15 protein-coding genes are annotated in these 17,820 nt (G+C 72.5%); 4 read left to right on the forward strand and 11 right to left on the reverse strand.

The genetic code is table 11. From position 1 onward, the window contains the following. Both ABZ098_RS24895 and pdhA (ABZ098_RS24900) read right to left on the reverse strand, forming a co-directional pair. On the reverse strand, positions 1-996 hold the full coding sequence (locus ABZ098_RS24895; protein WP_356594618.1) for an alpha-ketoacid dehydrogenase subunit beta: 996 nt from the start codon (positions 994-996) through the stop codon (positions 1-3). 2 nt (positions 997-998) lie between these two features. Continuing rightward, complete coding sequence (gene pdhA / locus ABZ098_RS24900) at positions 999-2,147, reverse strand: pyruvate dehydrogenase (acetyl-transferring) E1 component subunit alpha (RefSeq protein WP_356594620.1); 1,149 nt, start codon at positions 2,145-2,147, stop codon at positions 999-1,001. Positions 2,148-2,687: 540 nt separating this feature from the next. Here pdhA (ABZ098_RS24900) and ABZ098_RS24905 point away from each other — a divergent pair. Then, positions 2,688-3,842, forward strand: coding sequence for a phosphotransferase (locus ABZ098_RS24905; RefSeq protein WP_356594622.1), 1,155 nt, complete (start codon positions 2,688-2,690; stop codon positions 3,840-3,842). 121 nt (positions 3,843-3,963) lie between these two features. On the opposite strand, the gene ABZ098_RS24910 is transcribed toward ABZ098_RS24905, so the two are convergent. Continuing rightward, complete coding sequence (locus ABZ098_RS24910; protein ID WP_356594624.1) at positions 3,964-5,532, reverse strand: protein kinase; 1,569 nt, start codon at positions 5,530-5,532, stop codon at positions 3,964-3,966. Positions 5,533-6,001: 469 nt separating this feature from the next. Continuing rightward, positions 6,002-6,544, reverse strand: a complete 543-nt coding sequence (locus ABZ098_RS24915; RefSeq protein ID WP_356594626.1) for a bacterial proteasome activator family protein — start codon at positions 6,542-6,544, stop codon at positions 6,002-6,004. A 637-nt stretch (positions 6,545-7,181) separates the two neighbouring features. Here ABZ098_RS24915 and ABZ098_RS24920 point away from each other — a divergent pair. Further along, positions 7,182-7,394: a hypothetical protein gene (locus ABZ098_RS24920; RefSeq protein ID WP_356594628.1), complete on the forward strand. Its 213-nt coding sequence runs from the start codon at positions 7,182-7,184 to the stop codon at positions 7,392-7,394. A 16-nt stretch (positions 7,395-7,410) separates the two neighbouring features. Here ABZ098_RS24920 and ABZ098_RS24925 read toward each other — a convergent pair whose 3' ends face one another. Beyond that, the gene (locus ABZ098_RS24925) at positions 7,411-8,391 is read right to left on the reverse strand and encodes an NAD(P)H-quinone oxidoreductase (protein WP_356594630.1); all 981 of its coding nucleotides are present in this window, start codon (positions 8,389-8,391) and stop codon (positions 7,411-7,413) included. Positions 8,392-8,573: 182 nt separating this feature from the next. Between ABZ098_RS24925 and ABZ098_RS24930 the strand changes: the two genes are divergently transcribed. Both ABZ098_RS24930 and ABZ098_RS24935 read left to right on the forward strand, forming a co-directional pair. Further along, a complete protein-coding gene (locus ABZ098_RS24930; protein ID WP_356594632.1) occupies positions 8,574-9,623 on the forward strand; it encodes an ATP-binding cassette domain-containing protein in 1,050 nt (349 codons plus the stop codon). Next, positions 9,620-10,468 (forward strand): ABC transporter permease, encoded by an 849-nt coding sequence (locus ABZ098_RS24935; RefSeq protein ID WP_356594634.1) that lies wholly within the window; start codon positions 9,620-9,622, stop codon positions 10,466-10,468. Before ABZ098_RS24930 ends, ABZ098_RS24935 begins: the two co-directional genes overlap by 4 nt. On the opposite strand, the gene ABZ098_RS24940 is transcribed toward ABZ098_RS24935, so the two are convergent. The 6 genes from ABZ098_RS24940 to pdhA (ABZ098_RS24965) form a co-directional block, all read right to left on the reverse strand. After that, on the reverse strand, positions 10,469-11,584 hold the full coding sequence (locus ABZ098_RS24940) for a potassium channel family protein (RefSeq protein WP_356594636.1): 1,116 nt from the start codon (positions 11,582-11,584) through the stop codon (positions 10,469-10,471). Further along, a complete protein-coding gene (locus ABZ098_RS24945; RefSeq protein WP_356594638.1) occupies positions 11,572-12,975 on the reverse strand; it encodes a molybdopterin molybdotransferase MoeA in 1,404 nt (467 codons plus the stop codon). The genes ABZ098_RS24940 and ABZ098_RS24945 overlap by 13 nt, the downstream gene beginning before the upstream one ends. Further along, complete coding sequence (locus ABZ098_RS24950) at positions 12,972-13,892, reverse strand: NTP transferase domain-containing protein (RefSeq protein ID WP_356594640.1); 921 nt, start codon at positions 13,890-13,892, stop codon at positions 12,972-12,974. The genes ABZ098_RS24945 and ABZ098_RS24950 overlap by 4 nt, the downstream gene beginning before the upstream one ends. A 367-nt stretch (positions 13,893-14,259) precedes the next feature. Further along, on the reverse strand, positions 14,260-15,576 hold the full coding sequence (locus ABZ098_RS24955) for a dihydrolipoamide acetyltransferase family protein (RefSeq protein ID WP_356594642.1): 1,317 nt from the start codon (positions 15,574-15,576) through the stop codon (positions 14,260-14,262). Further along, a complete protein-coding gene (locus ABZ098_RS24960; RefSeq protein WP_356594644.1) occupies positions 15,576-16,580 on the reverse strand; it encodes an alpha-ketoacid dehydrogenase subunit beta in 1,005 nt (334 codons plus the stop codon). Before ABZ098_RS24960 ends, ABZ098_RS24955 begins: the two co-directional genes overlap by 1 nt. Continuing rightward, positions 16,577-17,722, reverse strand: coding sequence for a pyruvate dehydrogenase (acetyl-transferring) E1 component subunit alpha (gene pdhA / locus ABZ098_RS24965; protein WP_356594646.1), 1,146 nt, complete (start codon positions 17,720-17,722; stop codon positions 16,577-16,579). The genes ABZ098_RS24960 and pdhA (ABZ098_RS24965) overlap by 4 nt, the downstream gene beginning before the upstream one ends. Positions 17,723-17,820: the final 98 nt, after the last annotated feature.

Raw genomic sequence — 17,820 nt, forward strand, 5'->3', positions numbered from 1 at the left:
TCAGTACGCCAGGGCGCGGTCGACGGCATCCAGTACCCGGTCCAGGCTCGGCAGGTACTCCTCCTCCAGGCGCGCCGGCGGGTAGGGGGCGTGATAGCCGCCCACCCGCAGCACCGGCGCCTCCAGGTGGTAGAAGCACCGCTCGGTGATCCGGGCGGCGATCTCCGCGCCGGAGCCGAAGAACACCGGCGCCTCGTGCACCACCACCAGGCGGCGGGTCTTCTCCACCGAGGCCTGGATCGCGTCGAAGTCCAGCGGTGAGACCGAACGCAGGTCCAGAACCTCCAGGTTCTTGCCCTCCTCGGCGGCCGCGTCCGCGACCTCCTTGCAGAGCTTGACCATCGGGCCGTAGGCGACGAGGGTCAGGTCGGTGCCCTCGCGGACCACCTGCGCCTTGTGCAGCGGACCGGGGATCGCCTCGGTGTTGACCTCGCCCTTGTCCCAGTAGCGCCGCTTGGGCTCGAAGAAGATCACCGGGTCGTCGCTCTGGATGGCCTGCTGCATCATCCAGTACGCGTCCGAGGCGTTGGAGGGGCTGACCACCTTCAGGCCCGCCACGTGCGCGAACAGCGCCTCCGGGGACTCCGAGTGGTGCTCGACCGCGCCGATGCCGCCGCCGTAGGGGATACGCACCACGACCGGCATCTTGACCTTGCCCAGCGAACGGGCGTGCATCTTCGCGAGCTGGGTGACGATCTGGTCGTAGGCCGGGAAGACGAACCCGTCGAACTGGATCTCCACCACCGGCCGGTAGCCGCGCAGCGCCAGCCCGATCGCGGTGCCGACGATGCCGGACTCCGCGAGCGGGGTGTCCACGACCCGGCTCTCACCGAAGTCCTTCTGGAGGCCGTCGGTGACCCGGAAGACACCGCCGAGCTTGCCGACGTCCTCGCCCATGACCAGGACCTTGGGGTCGGTCTCCAGCGCCCGCCGCAGCGATTCGTTGATCGCCTTGGCCAGGGCCATGTTCTTGGTTGTCACAGTCTCCGCCGCCATGATCAGGCCCCTTCCCCATCCGCGAACGACGCCTGGTAGGCGGCGAAACCGGCCCGCTCCTCGTCGACCAGCGCATGCCCGTCCGCATACGCGTGCTCGAAGATGGCGAAACGGTCCGGGTCCGGCATCGCACGGACCGCCTCACGCACTCGCCTTCCCAACGCCTCGGACTCGGTCTCCAGTTCCGCGAAGAATCCCTCGTCCGCGTGGTTTGCGGCCTCCAGGTACCGGCGCAGGCGCAGGATCGGGTCCTTCGCCTCCCACGCCTCGCGCTCCTCGTCGGCCCGGTACTTGCTGGGGTCGTCGGAGGTGGTGTGGGCGCCCATCCGGTAGGTGTACGCCTCGACGAGCGTCGGCCCCTCGCCCGCGCGGGCCCGCTCCAGCGCCCACTTGGTGACCGCCAGCGACGCGAGCACGTCGTTGCCGTCGACCCGTACGCCCGGGAAGCCGAAGCCCTGCGCGCGCTGGTAGAGCGGGACGCGGGTCTGCCTCTCGGTGGGCTCGGAGATGGCCCACTGGTTGTTCTGGCAGAAGAACACCACCGGGGCGTTGTAGACCGCGGAGAAGGTGAACGATTCAGCCACGTCGCCCTGGCTGGAGGCGCCGTCGCCGAAGTAGGCGATGACCGCGGAGTCGGCGCCGTCCTTGGCGACGCCCATCGCGTAGCCCGTGGCGTGCAGCGTCTGGGAGCCGATGACGATCGTGTAGAGGTGGAAGTTGTTGCTGTTCGGGTCCCAGCCGCCGTTGTTCACCCCGCGGAACATGCCGAGCAGGTTGGTCGGGTCGACCCCGCGGCACCAGGCCACGCCGTGCTCGCGGTAGGTCGGGAAGACGTAGTCGTCGTCGCGCAGTGCCCGGCCCGAGCCGATCTGGGCGGCCTCCTGGCCGAGCAGGGAGGCCCACAGGCCCAGTTCGCCCTGGCGCTGGAGGGAGGTGGCCTCGGCGTCGAAGCGGCGGGTGAGCACCATGTCGCGGTAGAGGCCGCGGAGCTCTTCGGGGGTGATGTCGGCGACGTACTTGTCGTACTCGGCGTTCTTGACGCGCTTGCCCTCGGGCGTCAGAAGCTGAACCAGTTCGGGCTTGGTGCTCGGGGACTTCCTCGTCCCGGCGCTGCGTCGCGGCTTGCGCGCGGCAGTGCTCTCCACGGTCACGTGTGCTCCTCCGTCGGTCCGGCCCCCGGGGTTGCCGGGTGTACCAGTGCGGCTCACCTGTTGCCGACACCCGTGCACGGGGTGGGTGCCACTCGGCCGGAACAGGCGTGACAGGTGCCCCGGCGAGCGCCCTGCAAGAATCACGTTACCCAGTGCTCCACATTTCTGTGAAACCCCCTTTGACCTGCGATTTTGCTTGGATTTCCAAGTAAATCGGAAAAGGGCCGAAGGGGTGCTGGTCACAGCCTTGCAGGAGGCCGGAGCAACGGCACGTTATCCCGTCTACCCAGGTCACCGGAAGACTTATGGGGTTCGACTTGCCGAGCAGGAGAAGAAGGAAAAACAGGGTATTCCTCCTCGCCGACCTTTTGACGTTCGTCGGGCGTGGCGACCGGGCAGCGTCTGACGCCGGCCATGACCGAAGGAGACCGAGCGCGACTTACTGTGGCGCTCTGTGACTGGCTGTGACAACGCCCAGCTCACGGCCCTGGTTCGTGCCCTAGCATCTGGCGCGTGCCGCGCTCTCCCGTACCACCCCTCATGCCTCACGCGCCCCCGCTGGGCGCCCTCCTCCGCCAGTACGCCGCCGGATCCGCCCTCGCCTGCGATCCCGTCGACCAGGGCCTCCTCAACCGCGGCTACCGGCTCCGCACGACCCGCGGCCGCTACTTCCTCAAGCACCACTTCGACCCCGAGACGGCCGCCCCCGAGGCGATCGCCCGCCAGCACCGGGCCACCCAGCGCCTCGCCGCCCTCGGCGTCCCGGTCGCCCCGCCCTTCCCCGCGCACGACGGCCGTACGGTCGCGGTCGTCGGCGGCCACGCCTACGCCCTGCACCCCTGGATCGAGGGCCGCCACCGCCACGGCGCCCAGCTCACCGCCGAGCAGTGCGGCCGCCTGGGAGCACTGCTGGGTGTGGTGCACGCGAGTCTGGAGCGGGTGATGCCGTTGCAGGGGTGCGAGCGGGCGGGAAAGGGTGCGCGGGCAGCCGGGGGCGTACGGCCCGAGGAAAGCGCCCCCGACCCCGAGCCGCACGCGCCGAGCGGACCCGCCCCCGCGCATGCCGACGGCTCCCGTGCGCAAAGGCCGTACGCCGAGACCCCGCCCCCCGACGGGGCCACGGTCGACGCCGGTGCCGACCCCGCCGCCACCTTCGCCCTCATCGACGACCTCCTCGCGCGCGTGCGCCGGCACCGGCCCGCCGACTCCTTCGACGAGCTGGCCCGGCACCGGCTCCTGGAGCGGCGGGCCCTGCTCGAACAGCACGTGGGCCGGCGGCCTCCGCACGGCGGACCGGTGGGCTGGGTGCACGGGGACTTCCACCCCTTCAACCTGCTCTACCGGGGCGACGCCCCCGCGGCGATCGTCGACTGGGACCGGCTCGGCGTGAAGCCCCGCGCCGAGGAGGCCGTACGCGCCGCCGCGATCTTCTTCGTACGGCCCGCGGGAACACTCGACCTGCCGAAGGTTCGGTCCTACGCGCGCGCGTACCGGCGTACGGCGGGAGCCACGCCCTCGGAGCTCGCGGCGGCCGTGCACCGCGTGTGGTGGGAGCGCCTCAACGACTTCTGGATGCTGCGTTGGCACTACGAGCGCGGCGACACCCGCGCGGACCCCCAGTTCCCGGCGGCCTCGGCGCTGGTGGTGTGGTGGACGCGGGAGTACGACGCGGTGTGCGACGCGTTCGTGGGCTGACGCGGGGGCCCGGGGGACATGGGGGTCTCACAAACGCGGGGCTCGCAAAACAGCACGCGCGCGTGGCGCCCGTTCCCGGGGCCACGCGCGCGTGGAGTGTCGCGGTCGGCGGTTCAGCCGCTCAGGAGTCGCCGCCTTCTCCGCCGCCGTCCGAACCCCCGACGAGGTTGCCGGTCGGGTCCGCCGTGTCGGTGGGCTGTGCCGTGTCCGTCGGCTCCGGCGTGTCCGAGGGCTCCGGCGCCGTCTCGGACGGCTGCGTCGCGGAGGGCGACGGCGTGTAGGAGGGCGTGTACGACGGCGTCCAGGACGGTGTGTAGCCGGAGCCGCCCGAGCTGCCGTTGTCGTCCGTGGAGGTGTCGGTCTCCTCGCTCGTCGCCTCGTCGCTCGGCGTCTCGCTGGCCGTCTGGTCGTCGGTGCTCTTCGAGGTGGTCGGCGACACGGACTTGCCGGTGCCGCCACCGCCGCCGCCTCCACCGCCGCCGTTGAGCGCGAGGGCGACGCCCGCCGCGACGGCGATCACCGCGAGGACGGCGAGGATCCACAGCTTGCCGCGGCCGCTGCCCCGGTTGCCGTGTCCCTCGAAGCCGCCGTCGTCCCCGCCGCCGTAACCGGAGGGCAGGATCTGCTGCGGGATCTGGGTGGTGCCGGAGGCGGCGCCGGGGTGCGGCAGCACGCTGGTGCTCGCGAAGCCCGCGGCGGCCGCGCCGCGGCCGTCGTGCGCCGTCACCGGGCCGGTGTTCCAGGTGCCGGTGTGGCCGCCCTGGTCGTACAGCATCTGCAGGCCGTACTGGACGAGCCCGCGCATCTCCTCGGCCGTCTGGAAGCGGTCGTCCGGCTCCTTGGCGAGCGAGCGCATGACCAGGCCGTCGAGTTCCGGCGGGACGGCGTCGGAGACCTGCGACGGAGGCGTCGGGATGTCCTGGACGTGCTGGTAGACGACGGACAGCGGGGTCTCGCCGGTGAACGGGGGCCGCAGCGCGAGGAGTTCGTAGAGGAGACAGCCCGTCGCGTACAGGTCGGAGCGGTGGTCGACCGCCTTGCCGAGGGCCTGCTCCGGGGAGAGGTACTGCGGGGTGCCCATGACCATGCCGGTCTGCGTCATCGTCGTGGACGCGCCGTGCAGGGCGCGGGCGATGCCGAAGTCCATCACCTTGACGGCGCCGTTGTGCGTGATGATCACGTTGGCGGGCTTGATGTCACGGTGCACGATGCCGTGCTGGTGCGAGTAGGCGAGCGCCTCCAGGACCCCGGAGACGATGATCAGGGCCTGCTCGGGCCCCGGCGCCTCGGCGTTGAGGAGCAGATCGCGGATCGTCCGTCCCTCGACGATCTCCATGACGATGTACGGCACCGACTGGCCGCCCACGAAGTCCTCGCCGGAGTCGTACACGGCGACGATCGCGTGGTGGTTGAGGCCGGCCACGGACTGGGCCTCGCGCGTGAAGCGGGCCTTGGAGGTCGGGTCCTCGGCGAGGTCGGCGCGCAGCAGCTTGACCGCCACGGTCCGGCCGAGCCGTACGTCCTCGGCCGCGAACACCTCGGCCATTCCGCCCCGGCCGAGTCTGCGGGTCAGCCGATATCGGCCGTCCCCCACCAGTCCGCCGTTACCCCACAGCTCCGGCGCATCTGACATTCCGCCGCCAGTCGCCTCGGGGTCGGACGGGCCCTGAGCGCGCTGCTGCTGTGCCATCGGTCCTCGCCGTCGTTTCTGCCCGCGGTGCGCGCGGTGTTGTTACGGTCTCCGTCGGCCACGCTACAGCCTTCGCGCAAGCCGCCGGTCCGGGATGCGCCCGGGGACCGGCCCGAGACGGACCGGCCATCAAACCTGTACTACGCCTCGGCGTGCAAATTCTGTGTACCGGCCGTGTGGCCGCTGTAACGCCCGCACGACCTTTCTTTCGCTTACGGTCACGGAACGGGCACTTCACGGACGCGTCGCCGCCGCAGGGACGGCGGGCCCGGAAAGGGGGCTCCGTGGCCAAGGTCACGCCGCCGGTCTCCAGGGCGCCGACCGGGCACGGGCCCGCCACGGAAAAGGAACCCGAACGAGCGCTTCCCACCGGCGATTTCCCGCCCGCGCGACCCACCCGCCCGCGACCTCCCGCCCACGACACGAAGGGCCCGGCAGCGTCGGCTGCCGGGCCCTTCTCCGTCGGGGGTTACAGGTACGGTCCGCCCGAGCGGCCGCCCGCGCGCGGGTCGATGCCGTCCTCCTGGCCGCCGACGCCCGGCGGGAGGGCGCGGCGCATCTGCTCGAGCTGGGCCCGCGCGGCCATCTGCTGGGCGAACAGGGTGGTCTGGATCCCGTGGAAGAGGCCCTCGAGCCAGCCCACCAACTGGGCCTGCGCGATGCGCAGTTCCGCGTCGCTGGGGGTCGCCTCCTCGTTGAAGGGCAGGGAGAGCCGCTCCAGCTCCTCCACGAGCTCGGGGGCGAGCCCGTCCTCCAACTCCTTCACCGAGCTGTGGTGGATCTCCTTGAGCCGGGCCCGGCTGGCCTCGTCGAGAGGAGCCGCGCGCACTTCTTCGAGAAGCTGCTTGATCATGCTGCCGATCCGCATGACCTTCGCGGGCTGCTCGACCATCTCCGTGACCGGCACCTCGCGGGATTCGTCGTCACCCCCGCCGCCCAGTGCCATCCCGTCCTGGCCCACGACCAGGATCTGGGGACTTTCCGGCGAACCTTCGTTCCTCGGCATCTCCATGCCGCCATTCTCTCGCACGCGTACACCTCACCACTGAGGTGCCCCCACTGTGTGCTGATCCACCGCTCCGGAAGCAGATCGCCCCCATGGAGCCACCCGGAATGCCGCTTCTTGGGCGAAATGCCAGTCTTGTCCCGTGACTTTCTGGCTCCGCGCGACGGTTCTGGCGATCGTGGTGGGCTCGAGCGCGACCGTCCTGCCGCAGGCCGAGCGGGCGTACGGCACCGAGCTGACGCCGCTCGTCACGGCGAGCGCGCCCGACCGGCGGACAGCTGACTCGATGTCCCTTCCGGGGCCCCGGCGCGGGCCCGCGAGTCCATCGGCCGCTGCCCCGCGGTCTTCGGACCCGGTGCCGGCCCGCACAGCACCGAGGAAGAGCCCGGGACCGTACGCCACCGGGCTCCCGTCGAGCCCGACGTCGGCCCGTGGGCCGCGGCACCCCGCCTCCCCGTCCGCCGTCCGCTCGCCTTCCGCACGCGGCCACGGCCCGGAGCGGGCCTCGCCCTCGGCCTCCCTCGCGCCCTCCCCGTCGGCCGCCACTCCCTCCCGCGCCGGGAGCCGTGCGGGTGAGGGGCGGGAGCGGCCGGGGCGGCGGGAGGAGCCGGCGGCGGAGGACACGGAGGGTACGGACACCGGGGTGAGCGACCCCGGAGCGACGGACTCCGGGGACGGTGACCTCACCGCCGTGTCGGAGCCGCCCCCGCGGACCGCCGTGGCGCGGCCGTCCCACCCCGCCCAGCGGCCGGTGGCCGGGCCCAGGGTGTTCATCCTGCCGCTCGGCACCGGGCTGGTGCTGGTCGGAGCGGGACTCGGGCTCGGCCTGTTCGCGCTGCGGCTGCGGCGCGGGTAGGGCCGTGCCGGAGGACCTACGGCGTGACCAGCAGGACCTTGCCGATGTGGCCGCTCTCCTCGACGACCCGGTGTGCGGCGGCCGCGTCGCTCATCGGGAGCTCGCGGTCGACGACGGGCCGGATGCGCCCGGCGTCCACCAGGGGCCACACGTGCTCGCGTACGGCCGCCACGATCGCCGTCTTCTCGGCCGGCGGCCGCGCCCGCAGCGAGGTGGCGCTGATCGCGGCGCGCTTGTTCAGCAGCGCGGCGATGTTCAGCTCGCCCTTGACGCCGCCCTGCATGCCGATGATCGCGAGCCGGCCGTTGACGGCGAGGGCCTTGACGTTGCGGTCGAGGTACTTCGCGCCCATGTTGTCGAGGATGACGTCGGCGCCCGCCCCGTCGGTGGCCTTCCCGATCTCCTCCACGAAGTCCTGTTCCCGGTAGTTGATCAGGACGTCCGCGCCGAGCTGGGCGCAGCGCTCCAGCTTCTCCGGTGTGCCCGCGGTCACCGCGACCTTGGCGCCCACGGCCTTCGCGAGCTGGATCGCCATGGTGCCGATGCCGCTGGAGCCGCCGTGCACCAGCAGGGTCTCGCCCGGGCGCAGGTGGGCGATCATGAAGACGTTCGACCAGACCGTGCAGACCACCTCGGGCAGCGCGGCCGCCTGCTTCAGGTCGATGCCCTTGGGGACGGGCAGGAGCTGTCCGGCCGGGACGGCGACCTTCTCGGCGTATCCGCCGCCCGCGAGCAGCGCGCACACCTCGTCGCCGACGGACCAGCCGGAGACACCGGGGCCGATCGCGGCGATCCGTCCCGCGCACTCCAGGCCGGGGTAGGGGGAGGCGCCGGGCGGGGGGTTGTAGAAGCCCTGCCGTTGCAGGATGTCGGCGCGGTTGACGGCCCCGGCCACCACCTCGACCAGCACCTCGCCCTCGCCGGCGACGGCGTCCGGCACCTCGTTCCAGACCAGCGCCTCGGGCCCACCGGGTTCGGGAATCGTGATCGCATACATGCGCCCGACGCTACTCCTGGTGCTCCGGACCCTCGGTGCTCCGCCCCTCCTGGGTCCCCGGTCCCGCGCGGTCCGCGTCCTTGGACCGGTTCCCGCGAAAATCGCTGTGCGCGACCGATGAGTTTGCGCGACGGTAAAGGTCTCCCCATGCGTAGCCCAAGCACGCGGAAGGAACCCCGCCCATGAGCCAGCACACGTCAGCCCTGGCGATCGAGACCGCCGGCCTCGTGAAGACGTTCGGCGAGACCAGGGCCGTCGACGGAGTCGACCTCGCGGTGCCGGCCGGCACGGTCTACGGCGTCCTCGGCCCGAACGGCGCAGGCAAGACCACCACCGTGAAGATGCTCGCCACCCTCCTGCGGCCCGATGGCGGCGAGGCCCATGTCTTCGGCCACGACATCGTCCGCGAGGCCGACGAGGTCCGCGGCCGCGTCAGTCTCACCGGCCAGTACGCCTCCGTCGACGAGGACCTCACCGGCGCCGAGAACCTGGTCCTGCTGGGCCGTCTCCTCGGCCACCACAAGAAGGCGGCACGCGAGCGTGCCGGGCAGCTCCTGGAGGCCTTCGGTCTCTCGGAGGCGGCCGGAAAGCAGGTCAAGCACTACTCCGGTGGCATGCGGCGCCGTATCGACATCGCCGCGTCCATCCTCAACACCCCCGATCTGCTCTTCCTCGACGAGCCGACCACGGGCCTCGATCCGCGCAGCCGCAACCAGGTCTGGGACATCGTGCGCGCGGTCGTCGCCCAGGGCACCACCGTGCTGCTGACCACGCAGTACCTGGACGAGGCCGACCAGCTCGCCTCCCGGATCGCCGTCATCGACCAGGGCCGGGTGATCGCCGAGGGCACCAAGGGCGAGCTGAAGGCCTCCGTGGGCGCCGGGACCGTACACCTGCGCCTGCGGGACGGCGGGCAGCGGCCCGAGGCGGCGGAGATCCTACGGCGGGCCCTGGACGCCCAGGTGCAGCTCGAACCGGACTCGGTCGCGCTGACGGCCCGGCTCGCCACGGCAGCCGGGGACACGGCCGCCGAACAGGCCTCCCGCGCCCTCGCCGAACTGGCCCGCACCGGCATCACCGTCGACAACTTCTCACTCGGCCAGCCCAGTCTGGACGAGGTGTTCCTCGCCCTCACCGGGCACGACACGCACGAGGCCCGCGACTCCAGCGGCTCCCACGGCTCCCATGGCTCCCATGGCTCCCGCGACGACAAGGACGAGGTGGCGGCATGAGCACCGCGACACAGACCGAGGCCCAGGATCTCGCTCCCGTCAGCGCCGAGTCGCTGGCCGCGCTGCTGGTCACCGGGGAGCGGCCGCCGCGTCCGAGCGCGCTGTCGGCCTCGCTGACCTTCGGCTGGCGGGCGATCCTCAAGATCAAGCACGTGCCGGAGCAGCTCTTCGACGTCACCGCGTTCCCGATCATGATGGTGCTGATGTACACGTACCTGTTCGGGGGCGCTCTGGCCGGGTCCCCGAAGGAGTACATCCAGTTCCTGCTGCCGGGCATCCTGGTGATGTCGGTCGTGATGATCACGATGTACACCGGTGTCTCGGTCAACACCGACATCGAGAAGGGCGTCTTCGACCGTTTCCGATCGCTGCCCATCTGGCGGCCGTCGACGATGGTCGGCTATCTGCTCGGGGACGCCCTGCGCTACACGATCGCGTCCGTCGTGATGCTCACCGTCGGCGTGATCCTGGGCTACCGCCCGGACGGCGGGGTCGGCGGTGTGGTCGCCGGGATCGCGCTCCTTGTGGTCTTCTCGTTCGCGTTCTCGTGGATCTGGACGATGTTCGGGCTGCTGCTGCGGACCGAGAAGTCCGTGATGGGCGTCAGCATGATGGTGATCTTCCCGCTGACCTTCCTGTCCAACGTCTTCGTCGATCCGAAGACCATGCCGGGTTGGCTCCAGGCCTTCGTCAACAACAGCCCGATCACCCATCTGTCCTCGGCCGTGCGCGAACTCATGGCGGGCGACTGGCCCGCCGACGAGATCGCCTGGTCGCTGGGGTGGGCCGGCCTGTTCGTCGCGGTCTTCGGCCCGGTCACGATGCGGCTCTACAACCGCAAGTGATCACTGCGAGGGCATGGGCGGAAGCGGGCGGGCGTCGGGTGCCACCTGGGTGCCCGGCGTCGCCCGCACGATGGTGATCAGCCGGTCCGTCAGCTCCAGCGTCCCGACGGCCGGATCGTCGTAGCCGAGCACCCGGTGCCCGCGCAGAACGCTCACCACCAGGTCGTCCGTCTCCCTCGGCTTCCGTCCCACCTCGGCCTTTATGACCGGCCGTTCGACGATGTCCAGGCCGCTGCCCTGCTGGATGAGGTCCTCCATCACCATGCCGGCGGCGGGGCTGAGCACCGACAGACCGAGGAGCCGGCCGGCCGCGCTGGCGCTGGTGATGACGGCGTCGGCGCCGGACTGCTTGAGCAGCGGCGCGTTCTCCTCCTCACGCACGGCGGCCACGATCTTGGCGCCCTTGTTGAGCTGGCGGGCGGTCAGCGTCACGAGGACCGCCGTGTCGTCGCGCTGCGTGGCGATGATGATCTTCCGCGCCCTGTGCACCTCGGCCCGCTTGAGCACCTCGCTGCGGGTGGCGTCGCCGACGATGCCCGCGTAGCCGTCGGCGGTCGCGGCGTCGATCGCCTTGCCGCTGGGGTCGACCACCACGACCTGTTCCTTCTTGAGCCCCGTCGCGCAGACGGTCTGGATCGCGGACCGGCCCTTGGTGCCGAAGCCGATGACGACGGTGTGGTCGCGCAAGGTGGACCTCCAGCGGTTGAGTCGCCATTCCTCCCGGGTGCGTTCGGTGAGAACTTCGAGCGTGGTGCCGACCAGGATGATCAGAAACAGCACGCGCAGGGGCGTGACGACGAAGATGTTGGTGAGCCGGGCGGCATCGCTGACCGGGGTGATGTCGCCGTATCCGGTGGTGGAGAGGGTGACGGTCGCGTAGTACCAGGAGTCGAGGAAGTCGACCGACTTGTCGGAGTTGTCGTTGTAGCCGTCACGGTCGAAGTAGACGATCAGGGCGGTCGCCGCGAGGACCAGCAGGGCCATCAGCACCCGCTTGGCTACCTGGCGGAACGGATGCTCCACCACCTTGCGCGGCAACTTCACCTTGTGGGTCACGAGATGCTCGTCCGCCTGTCGGGCGATCGCGTCATGGCCCGGAAGTTTCACGTGAAACACACCCCGATTCCGGCGGACGCCCAGGGCAGGTCGAGCAGTTCGGCCTCCTGCCCCGGCCGGGTTCCCCCGGGCGGTACGACGGCGAGGGCGTCGGCGGCCGCGATGCCCCGCAGCATGGCCGGTCCGTTGTAGTGCAGCGGGATCGCGCTGTCGCCGCGCAGCACGACCGGGACGAGCCGGGTGTCGTACGGGTGACCGTGGGTCTCGTCCCTCAGGGGCAGCGTGTACGGCTCCGGGGCCGGGCGGGCAGCCAGGGTACGCAGCAGCGGTTCGGCTAGCGTGAGCAGGCCGGAGACGGCGGCGAGGGGGTTGCCCGGCAGGCCGACGAGGTGCTGGTTCTCCTTGGTGCGGGCCAGCAGCATGGGGTGGCCGGGGCGCACCTTGACGCCGTCGACCAGGAGTTCGGCGCCGATGCGGCCGAGGACGGGGTGGACGTGGTCGACGGGCCCGGCCGCGGTGCCGCCGGTCGTGACGATCACGTCGGCCTCGGACCTGGTGATCGCCTTGTGCAGGGCCGCGGCGGAGTCACCGAGTCGGCGTACGGCGGTGACCTCGGCACCGAGCGCGCGCAGCCAGGGCGGGAGCATCGGGCCGAGGGCGTCCCGGATCATGCCGTCGCGCGGGGTGCCCTCGGTGAGCAACTCGTCGCCCAGGACGAGGACTTCGACGCGGGGGCGGGGGACGACGGCGAGGGTGTCGTATCCGGCGGCCGCGGCCAGACCGAGGACGGCCGGGGTGGCGAGGGTGCCGGGCGGCAGGAGCTGGTCGCCGCTGCGGCACTCCTGGCCGCGCGGCCGGATGTCCTGGCCGTGCACGACCTCCCGGGTGGCGTGCAGCCGTCCCTTCTCGTCGGTCTGCCCGTGCTCGCTGCGCAAAACGGCCGTGGTGTCCGGGGGGACGCGCGCGCCGGTCGCGATCCGGACCGCCTCGCCGTCGGTGAGGGGCACGGGCTCGGCGTGCCCGGCCAGCACGCCCTCGTCCCGTACGGCCCAGGGGCCGGGCCCCGCGACCGCCCAGCCGTCCATGGCCGAGGTGTCGAAGGAGGGGAGGTCGGTGAGGGCGTCGACAGGGGCGGCCAGCGTGAGGCCGAGAGCGGCCTCCAGCCGTACGGAGACGGGGGTGCGGCCGCTGCCGCGGGTGACCGCGCGGGCGGCCCGGGCAGCGGTGGCCCGGGCCTCGGGCCAGGGGGTCGCCCGGTGATGCGCGTCCGGCTCGGCTGCCCGGCCGGAGCCCTGGGGCGGGGGCCCGGGAGGGCGATGGCCCCCGTGCTGCCCGGTGCCGTGGTCCTCTCTCACCAGGGCCAGTGCCTCCTCGACGTCGAGATCGTCGGCGTCTGCGGCGGAGCCGGCGCGGTCGGCGTGGTCGCCGGTGCGTACGGACCGGGCGGTCATCCGGCGTCCGGACGGTTGTCCGAGGCCCCGTCGGGAGCGGCATCGGTCTTGCCGTCGGCCTCCTCCGCCCAGCGCACGGCGAGCGCCGCGGCCTTGCGGGAGGCCTCGGCGACCGCCTCGGGACCACCGCCCGCCTGTGCGGCGGCATAGCCGACGAGGAAGGTGGTCAGCGGAGCCGCGGGCCTGGCCACGCCGTGCGCGGCGTCACGGGCGAGGTCGAGCAGCACGCCGGTGTCGACATCGAGGTCGATCCCCAGCTCGTCCTTGACTGCGGAAATCCATTCATCCAACACGTGCCCATGCTCCCTGATGCGTGCCCTGGCGGTGGCGATGTCGTCCCAGGTGTCGCAGTCGAAGGACGCGACGGGGTCGGGGACGCGGGTCAGATCGAGCGCGGCGGTCAGCCGGCGCAGCGGAAGGCCGGTGAGAGCGCCGTGCTCCTTCGTGAGTGAGGCGAGTTCGTGGCGCAGCGAGGGGGTGCGGTACGCGGCCACCAGCGGCTGGTCGCGGCCGTCGGCGTCGGTGAGCAGCACGCCGTCGGCGCCGCCCGTGCGCAGGACGGTCAGCAGCAGGCGGGCGGTGCCCTCCTGGAGGAAGGGCAGGTCGGCGGAGAGCACCAGGACGTACCGCGCCGTGGTGTGCCGCAGACCGGCGTCCAGGGCGGCCAGCGGACCGCCGCCGGGCGGGTCCTCGCGGGCCCAGATCACCGGCCGGGCGGTCGGGCGGGGGTCGGCGACGACGACGGTGGTGCCCGCGTCGGCGCAGGCCGCGAGGACGCGGTCGAGCAGGGCGCGTCCGCCCACCCGCACACCGGGCTTGTCCGCGCCGCCGAGCCGCCGGGCGGCACCCCCGGCGAGCACGACCACGTCGTACACAGGGCCGGCGTCCGGGTCGCGTGGGGGCTCGTACGAGGTCACCCCCTGAGTATGCGTGCCGTGGCGATCACAGGGAACGTGCGGCGGGGCCGGGATCGCGGTGGGCGGGGGCCGGCGCGCGATCGCGGGTGGCGGGGGACGGCCTGTAACCGCGGGGGCGGGTGCTGGCCCGTGACCACGGTGGGCGGGGGCTGACGCGCGCTCGCGGTGGGCGGGGGCCCGCCCGTGACCACGATGGGCAGGGGCCGGGCCGTGACCTCGATGGGCGGCGGCTGACGCGCGCTCGCGGTGGCCGGGGGCCGGCCCGTGACCACGATGGGCGGGTGCCGACCTGTGACCCGATGGGCGGGGCCGGGCCGTGACGCGATGGGCGGGGCCGGGCCGTGATCGCCGTGCGGGGGTGCCGCGGTCACAGGGTGCGCAGCAGCACCGCCGGTTGTTCCACACAGTCCGCCACGTACCGCAGGAAGCCGCCCGCGGTGCCGCCGTCGCAGACCCGGTGGTCGAAGGTGAGCGAGAGCTGGACGACTTGGCGCACCGCCAGCTCTCCCTCGTGCACCCACGGCTTGGGGACGATGCGGCCGACGCCGAGCATGGCCGCCTCGGGGTGGTTGATGATCGGCGTGGAGCCGTCGACACCGAACACGCCGTAGTTGTTCAGCGTGAAGGTGCCGCCCGTGAGGTCCGCGGGGGTGAGGGTGCCGGTGCGGGCCGCCTCGGTCAGCCGGGCGAACTCCGCGGACAGCGATTCGGCGTCCCGCGCGTGCGCGTCCTTCACGACCGGTACGACCAGTCCGCGCTCGGTCTGCGCGGCGAACCCCAGATGCACGGCGTCCAGTCGCACGATCTCCCTGGCCGCCGTGTCCACCGTCGAGTTGAGCTCGGGGAAGCGGGCGAGGGCGGCGGTGCAGATCCGGGCGAGCAGTGCGAGCAGGGAGATCTTCGGTCCGCCGGCCGCGTTCATCGCGGCACGCGCGCGCATGAGTTCCGTCGCGTCGGCGTCCACCCAGCAGGTGGCGTCGGGGATCTCGCTCCGGCTGCGGGACAGCTTGTCGGCGACCGCGCCCCGGACGCCCTTGAGGGGGACCCGGGTCCCCGCGGGGGTGGTGGCGGGGGCTGTCGCCGGGGTCTGCGGGGCGGCGGCCGGTGCCGTGGCGGCCGGTGCCGGGCGCGTCTGGGAGGCGGCGGCGCGCAGCGCGTACTCGACGTCGGCCCGCAGGATCAGTCCGTCGGGGCCGGAGCCGGTGAGCTCCCTGAGGTCGAGGCCGTTCTCGCGGGCGAGGCGGCGGACCAGCGGGGAGATCACGGGGACGGGGCCCTCGACCACCTCGGCAGGTGCCGACCGGCCGTTCACCGGCACGGGGACCTGCTGATCGCGGCGCACCCTGCGCCTGCGGGCGGGTGCCTCGGAGGTGCCGTACCCGACCAGGACGTTCCCCGAGCCCCCGCTCTGGGCGTCGGCGTCGGACGCGGACGCCGGGGCCCCCACCGCCACCGTGATGAGGGGCGACCCCACCGGGAGTTCGCTGCCCTCCTCGCCGAAGCGGGCCGTGACGACACCGGCGTAGGGGCAGGGGACGTCGACCATCGCCTTGGCCGTCTCGACCTCGACGACCGGCTGGTCGACCGCGACGACGTCGCCGACCTCCACCAGCCAGCGGACGATCTCCGCCTCGGTCAGGCCCTCGCCGAGATCCGGCAGCCTGAACTCCAGGACCTGCGCCATCAGTTCTCCGCCTCCCATTGCAGACGCCCGACGGCGTCCAGGATCCGGTCCACGCCGGGCAGGTGGTGACGCTCCAGCATCGGCGGCGGATAGGGGATGTCGAACCCGGCCACACGCAGCACCGGCGCCTCCAGATGGTGGAAGCAGCGCTCCGTGACCCTGGCCGCGATCTCCCCTCCCGGTCCGCCGAACCCGCCCGACTCGTGCACGACTACCGCCCGCCCGGTCCGCCGCACCGAGGCCGAGACCGTGTCGTCGTCGAACGGCACCAGTGAGCGCAGGTCGACGACTTCGAGATCCCACCCCTCGTCCCGCGCGGCCTCGGCGGCTTCGAGGCACACGGGTACGGACGGCCCGTACGTGATGAGTGTGGCGCTCCGGCCGGAGCGCCGCACCACCGCGCGGCCTATCGGTTCAACGCTCTGCGGGTCGTCCGGGTTCCAGGAGTCCTTCGACCAGTACAGCCGCTTGGGCTCCAGGACGACGACCGGGTCGTCGGAGGCGATGGCGGCGCGCAGCAGTCCGTAGGCGTCGGCGACGGTGGCGGGCGTGACGACGTGGAGGCCCGGTGTCGCCATGTAGTAGGCCTCGGAGGAGTCGCTGTGGTGCTCGACCCCGCCGATGCCGCCGCCGTAGGGGACCCGGATGGTGATCGGGAGCGGCATCGCGCCGCGCGTGCGGTTGCGCATTTTCGCCACATGGCTGATCAGCTGTTCGAACGCCGGGTACGCGAAGGCGTCGAACTGCATCTCCACGACCGGCCGCAGCCCGTACATCGCCATGCCGACGGCCGTGCCGAGGATGCCCGCCTCGGCGAGCGGGGTGTCCGTGCAGCGGTCCTCGCCGAACTCCTTGGCGAGTCCGTCGGTGACCCGGAAGACCCCGCCGAGGGTGCCGACGTCCTCACCCATGACGTGCACGGTGGGGTCGGCCGCCATCGCGTCGCGCAGCGCGCGCGTGAGAGCCTGCGCCATGGTGGCCGGCTTGAGGGCGACGGTGGTCATCGGTGCGCACCCCCGTGGGAGTCGTGCTCGGCTTCGAGCTCGGCGCGCAACTGGGCCTGCTGCTCGCGCAGTTGCGGGGTGGGCTCGGCGTAGACGTGGGCGAACAGGTCCATGGGGTCGAGGGCCGGGTCCTGGTTCATGCGCTCGCGCAGTCCGGCGGCGAAGTCCTCGGCGTCCTGGCGCACGTCGTCGATGGCGGCCTCGTCGAGCAGGCCGCGTTCGGTCAGTTCGTGTTCCAGGAGGGCGATCGGGTCGTGTCCGCGCCAGGTCTCGACCTCGGCGTCGCCGCGGTAGCGGGTCGCGTCGTCGGCGTTGGTGTGGGCGTCCACGCGGTAGGTGATCGCCTCCACCAGGGTGGGTCCGCCGCCCGCGCGTGCGTGGCGTACGGCGGCGGTGAGGACCTCGTGCACGGCGGCCGCGTCGTTGCCGTCGACCAGACGGCCGGGCATGCCGTAGCCGACGGCCTTGTGGGCCAGCGACGGGGCCGCGGTCTGCTTGGCGAGCGGGACGGAGATCGCGAAGCCGTTGTTCTGGACCAGGAAGACGACCGGGGCCTGCCAGACGGCGGCGAAGTTCAGCGCCTCGTGGAAGTCGCCCTCGCTGGTGCCGCCGTCGCCGACCATGGCGAGCGCGACCACGTCGTCGCCCTTGAGGCGGGCGGCGTGCGCGAGGCCGACGGCGTGCGGGAGTTGGGTGGCGAGGGGGGTGCACAGGGGGGCCACCCGGTGCTCGCGCGGGTCGTAGCCGGTGTGCCAGTCGCCGCGCAGGAGGGTGAGCGCCTGGACGGGGTCCACGCCGCGGGCGACGGCGGCGAGGGTGTCGCGGTAGCTGGGGAAGAGCCAGTCGCGCTCCTGAAGGGCCAGCGCGGCGGCGATCTCGCAGGCCTCCTGGCCGGTGCTGGAGGGGTAGACGGCGAGGCGGCCCTGCTTGGTGAGGGCGGTGGCCTGGGTGTTGTAGCGGCGGCCACGCACCAGCTCGGCGTACAGCCGGCGCAGCAGGGCCGGGTCGGCCTGCGCGGCCGCTTCGGTGCCGAGGACGCGATGGGGCTGCGCGTCGGGCAGCAGGGGCGCGGGGTCCGTGCGGGGCTGCCAGGCGGGCGGCGGCGATGGCCGATACGCGCCACGCTGCTCCATGACCGTCATGACGGCACCTCCTCGTGGGAGCGGCTGGTGGCGCACCACGGGTGTGAGGCGCCTCACCTACCGATTGTTCGGTCGTCGGCACATTTTGGCTACAGGCC

Origin of the sequence: Streptomyces sp. NPDC006335 (assembly GCF_040612795.1) — a bacterium.
Lineage (GTDB): Bacteria > Actinomycetota > Actinomycetes > Streptomycetales > Streptomycetaceae > Streptomyces.

Bases quoted from the DNA above. Each gene is read 5' to 3' on its own strand.
- ABZ098_RS24895 (WP_356594618.1), bottom strand. From the start codon at position 996: ATGGCGGCGGAGACTGTGACAACCAAGAACATGGCCCTGGCCAAGGCG.
- ABZ098_RS24905 (WP_356594622.1), top strand. From the start codon at position 2,688: ATGCCTCACGCGCCCCCGCTGGGCGCCCTCCTCCGCCAGTACGCCGCC.
- ABZ098_RS24910 (WP_356594624.1), bottom strand. From the start codon at position 5,532: ATGGCACAGCAGCAGCGCGCTCAGGGCCCGTCCGACCCCGAGGCGACT.
- ABZ098_RS24915 (WP_356594626.1), bottom strand. From the start codon at position 6,544: ATGGAGATGCCGAGGAACGAAGGTTCGCCGGAAAGTCCCCAGATCCTG.
- ABZ098_RS24925 (WP_356594630.1), bottom strand. From the start codon at position 8,391: ATGTATGCGATCACGATTCCCGAACCCGGTGGGCCCGAGGCGCTGGTC.
- ABZ098_RS24930 (WP_356594632.1), top strand. From the start codon at position 8,574: ATGAGCCAGCACACGTCAGCCCTGGCGATCGAGACCGCCGGCCTCGTG.
- ABZ098_RS24935 (WP_356594634.1), top strand. From the start codon at position 9,620: ATGAGCACCGCGACACAGACCGAGGCCCAGGATCTCGCTCCCGTCAGC.
- ABZ098_RS24945 (WP_356594638.1), bottom strand. From the start codon at position 12,975: ATGACCGCCCGGTCCGTACGCACCGGCGACCACGCCGACCGCGCCGGC.
- ABZ098_RS24955 (WP_356594642.1), bottom strand. From the start codon at position 15,576: ATGGCGCAGGTCCTGGAGTTCAGGCTGCCGGATCTCGGCGAGGGCCTG.
- ABZ098_RS24960 (WP_356594644.1), bottom strand. From the start codon at position 16,580: ATGACCACCGTCGCCCTCAAGCCGGCCACCATGGCGCAGGCTCTCACG.
- pdhA (WP_356594646.1), bottom strand. From the start codon at position 17,722: ATGACGGTCATGGAGCAGCGTGGCGCGTATCGGCCATCGCCGCCGCCC.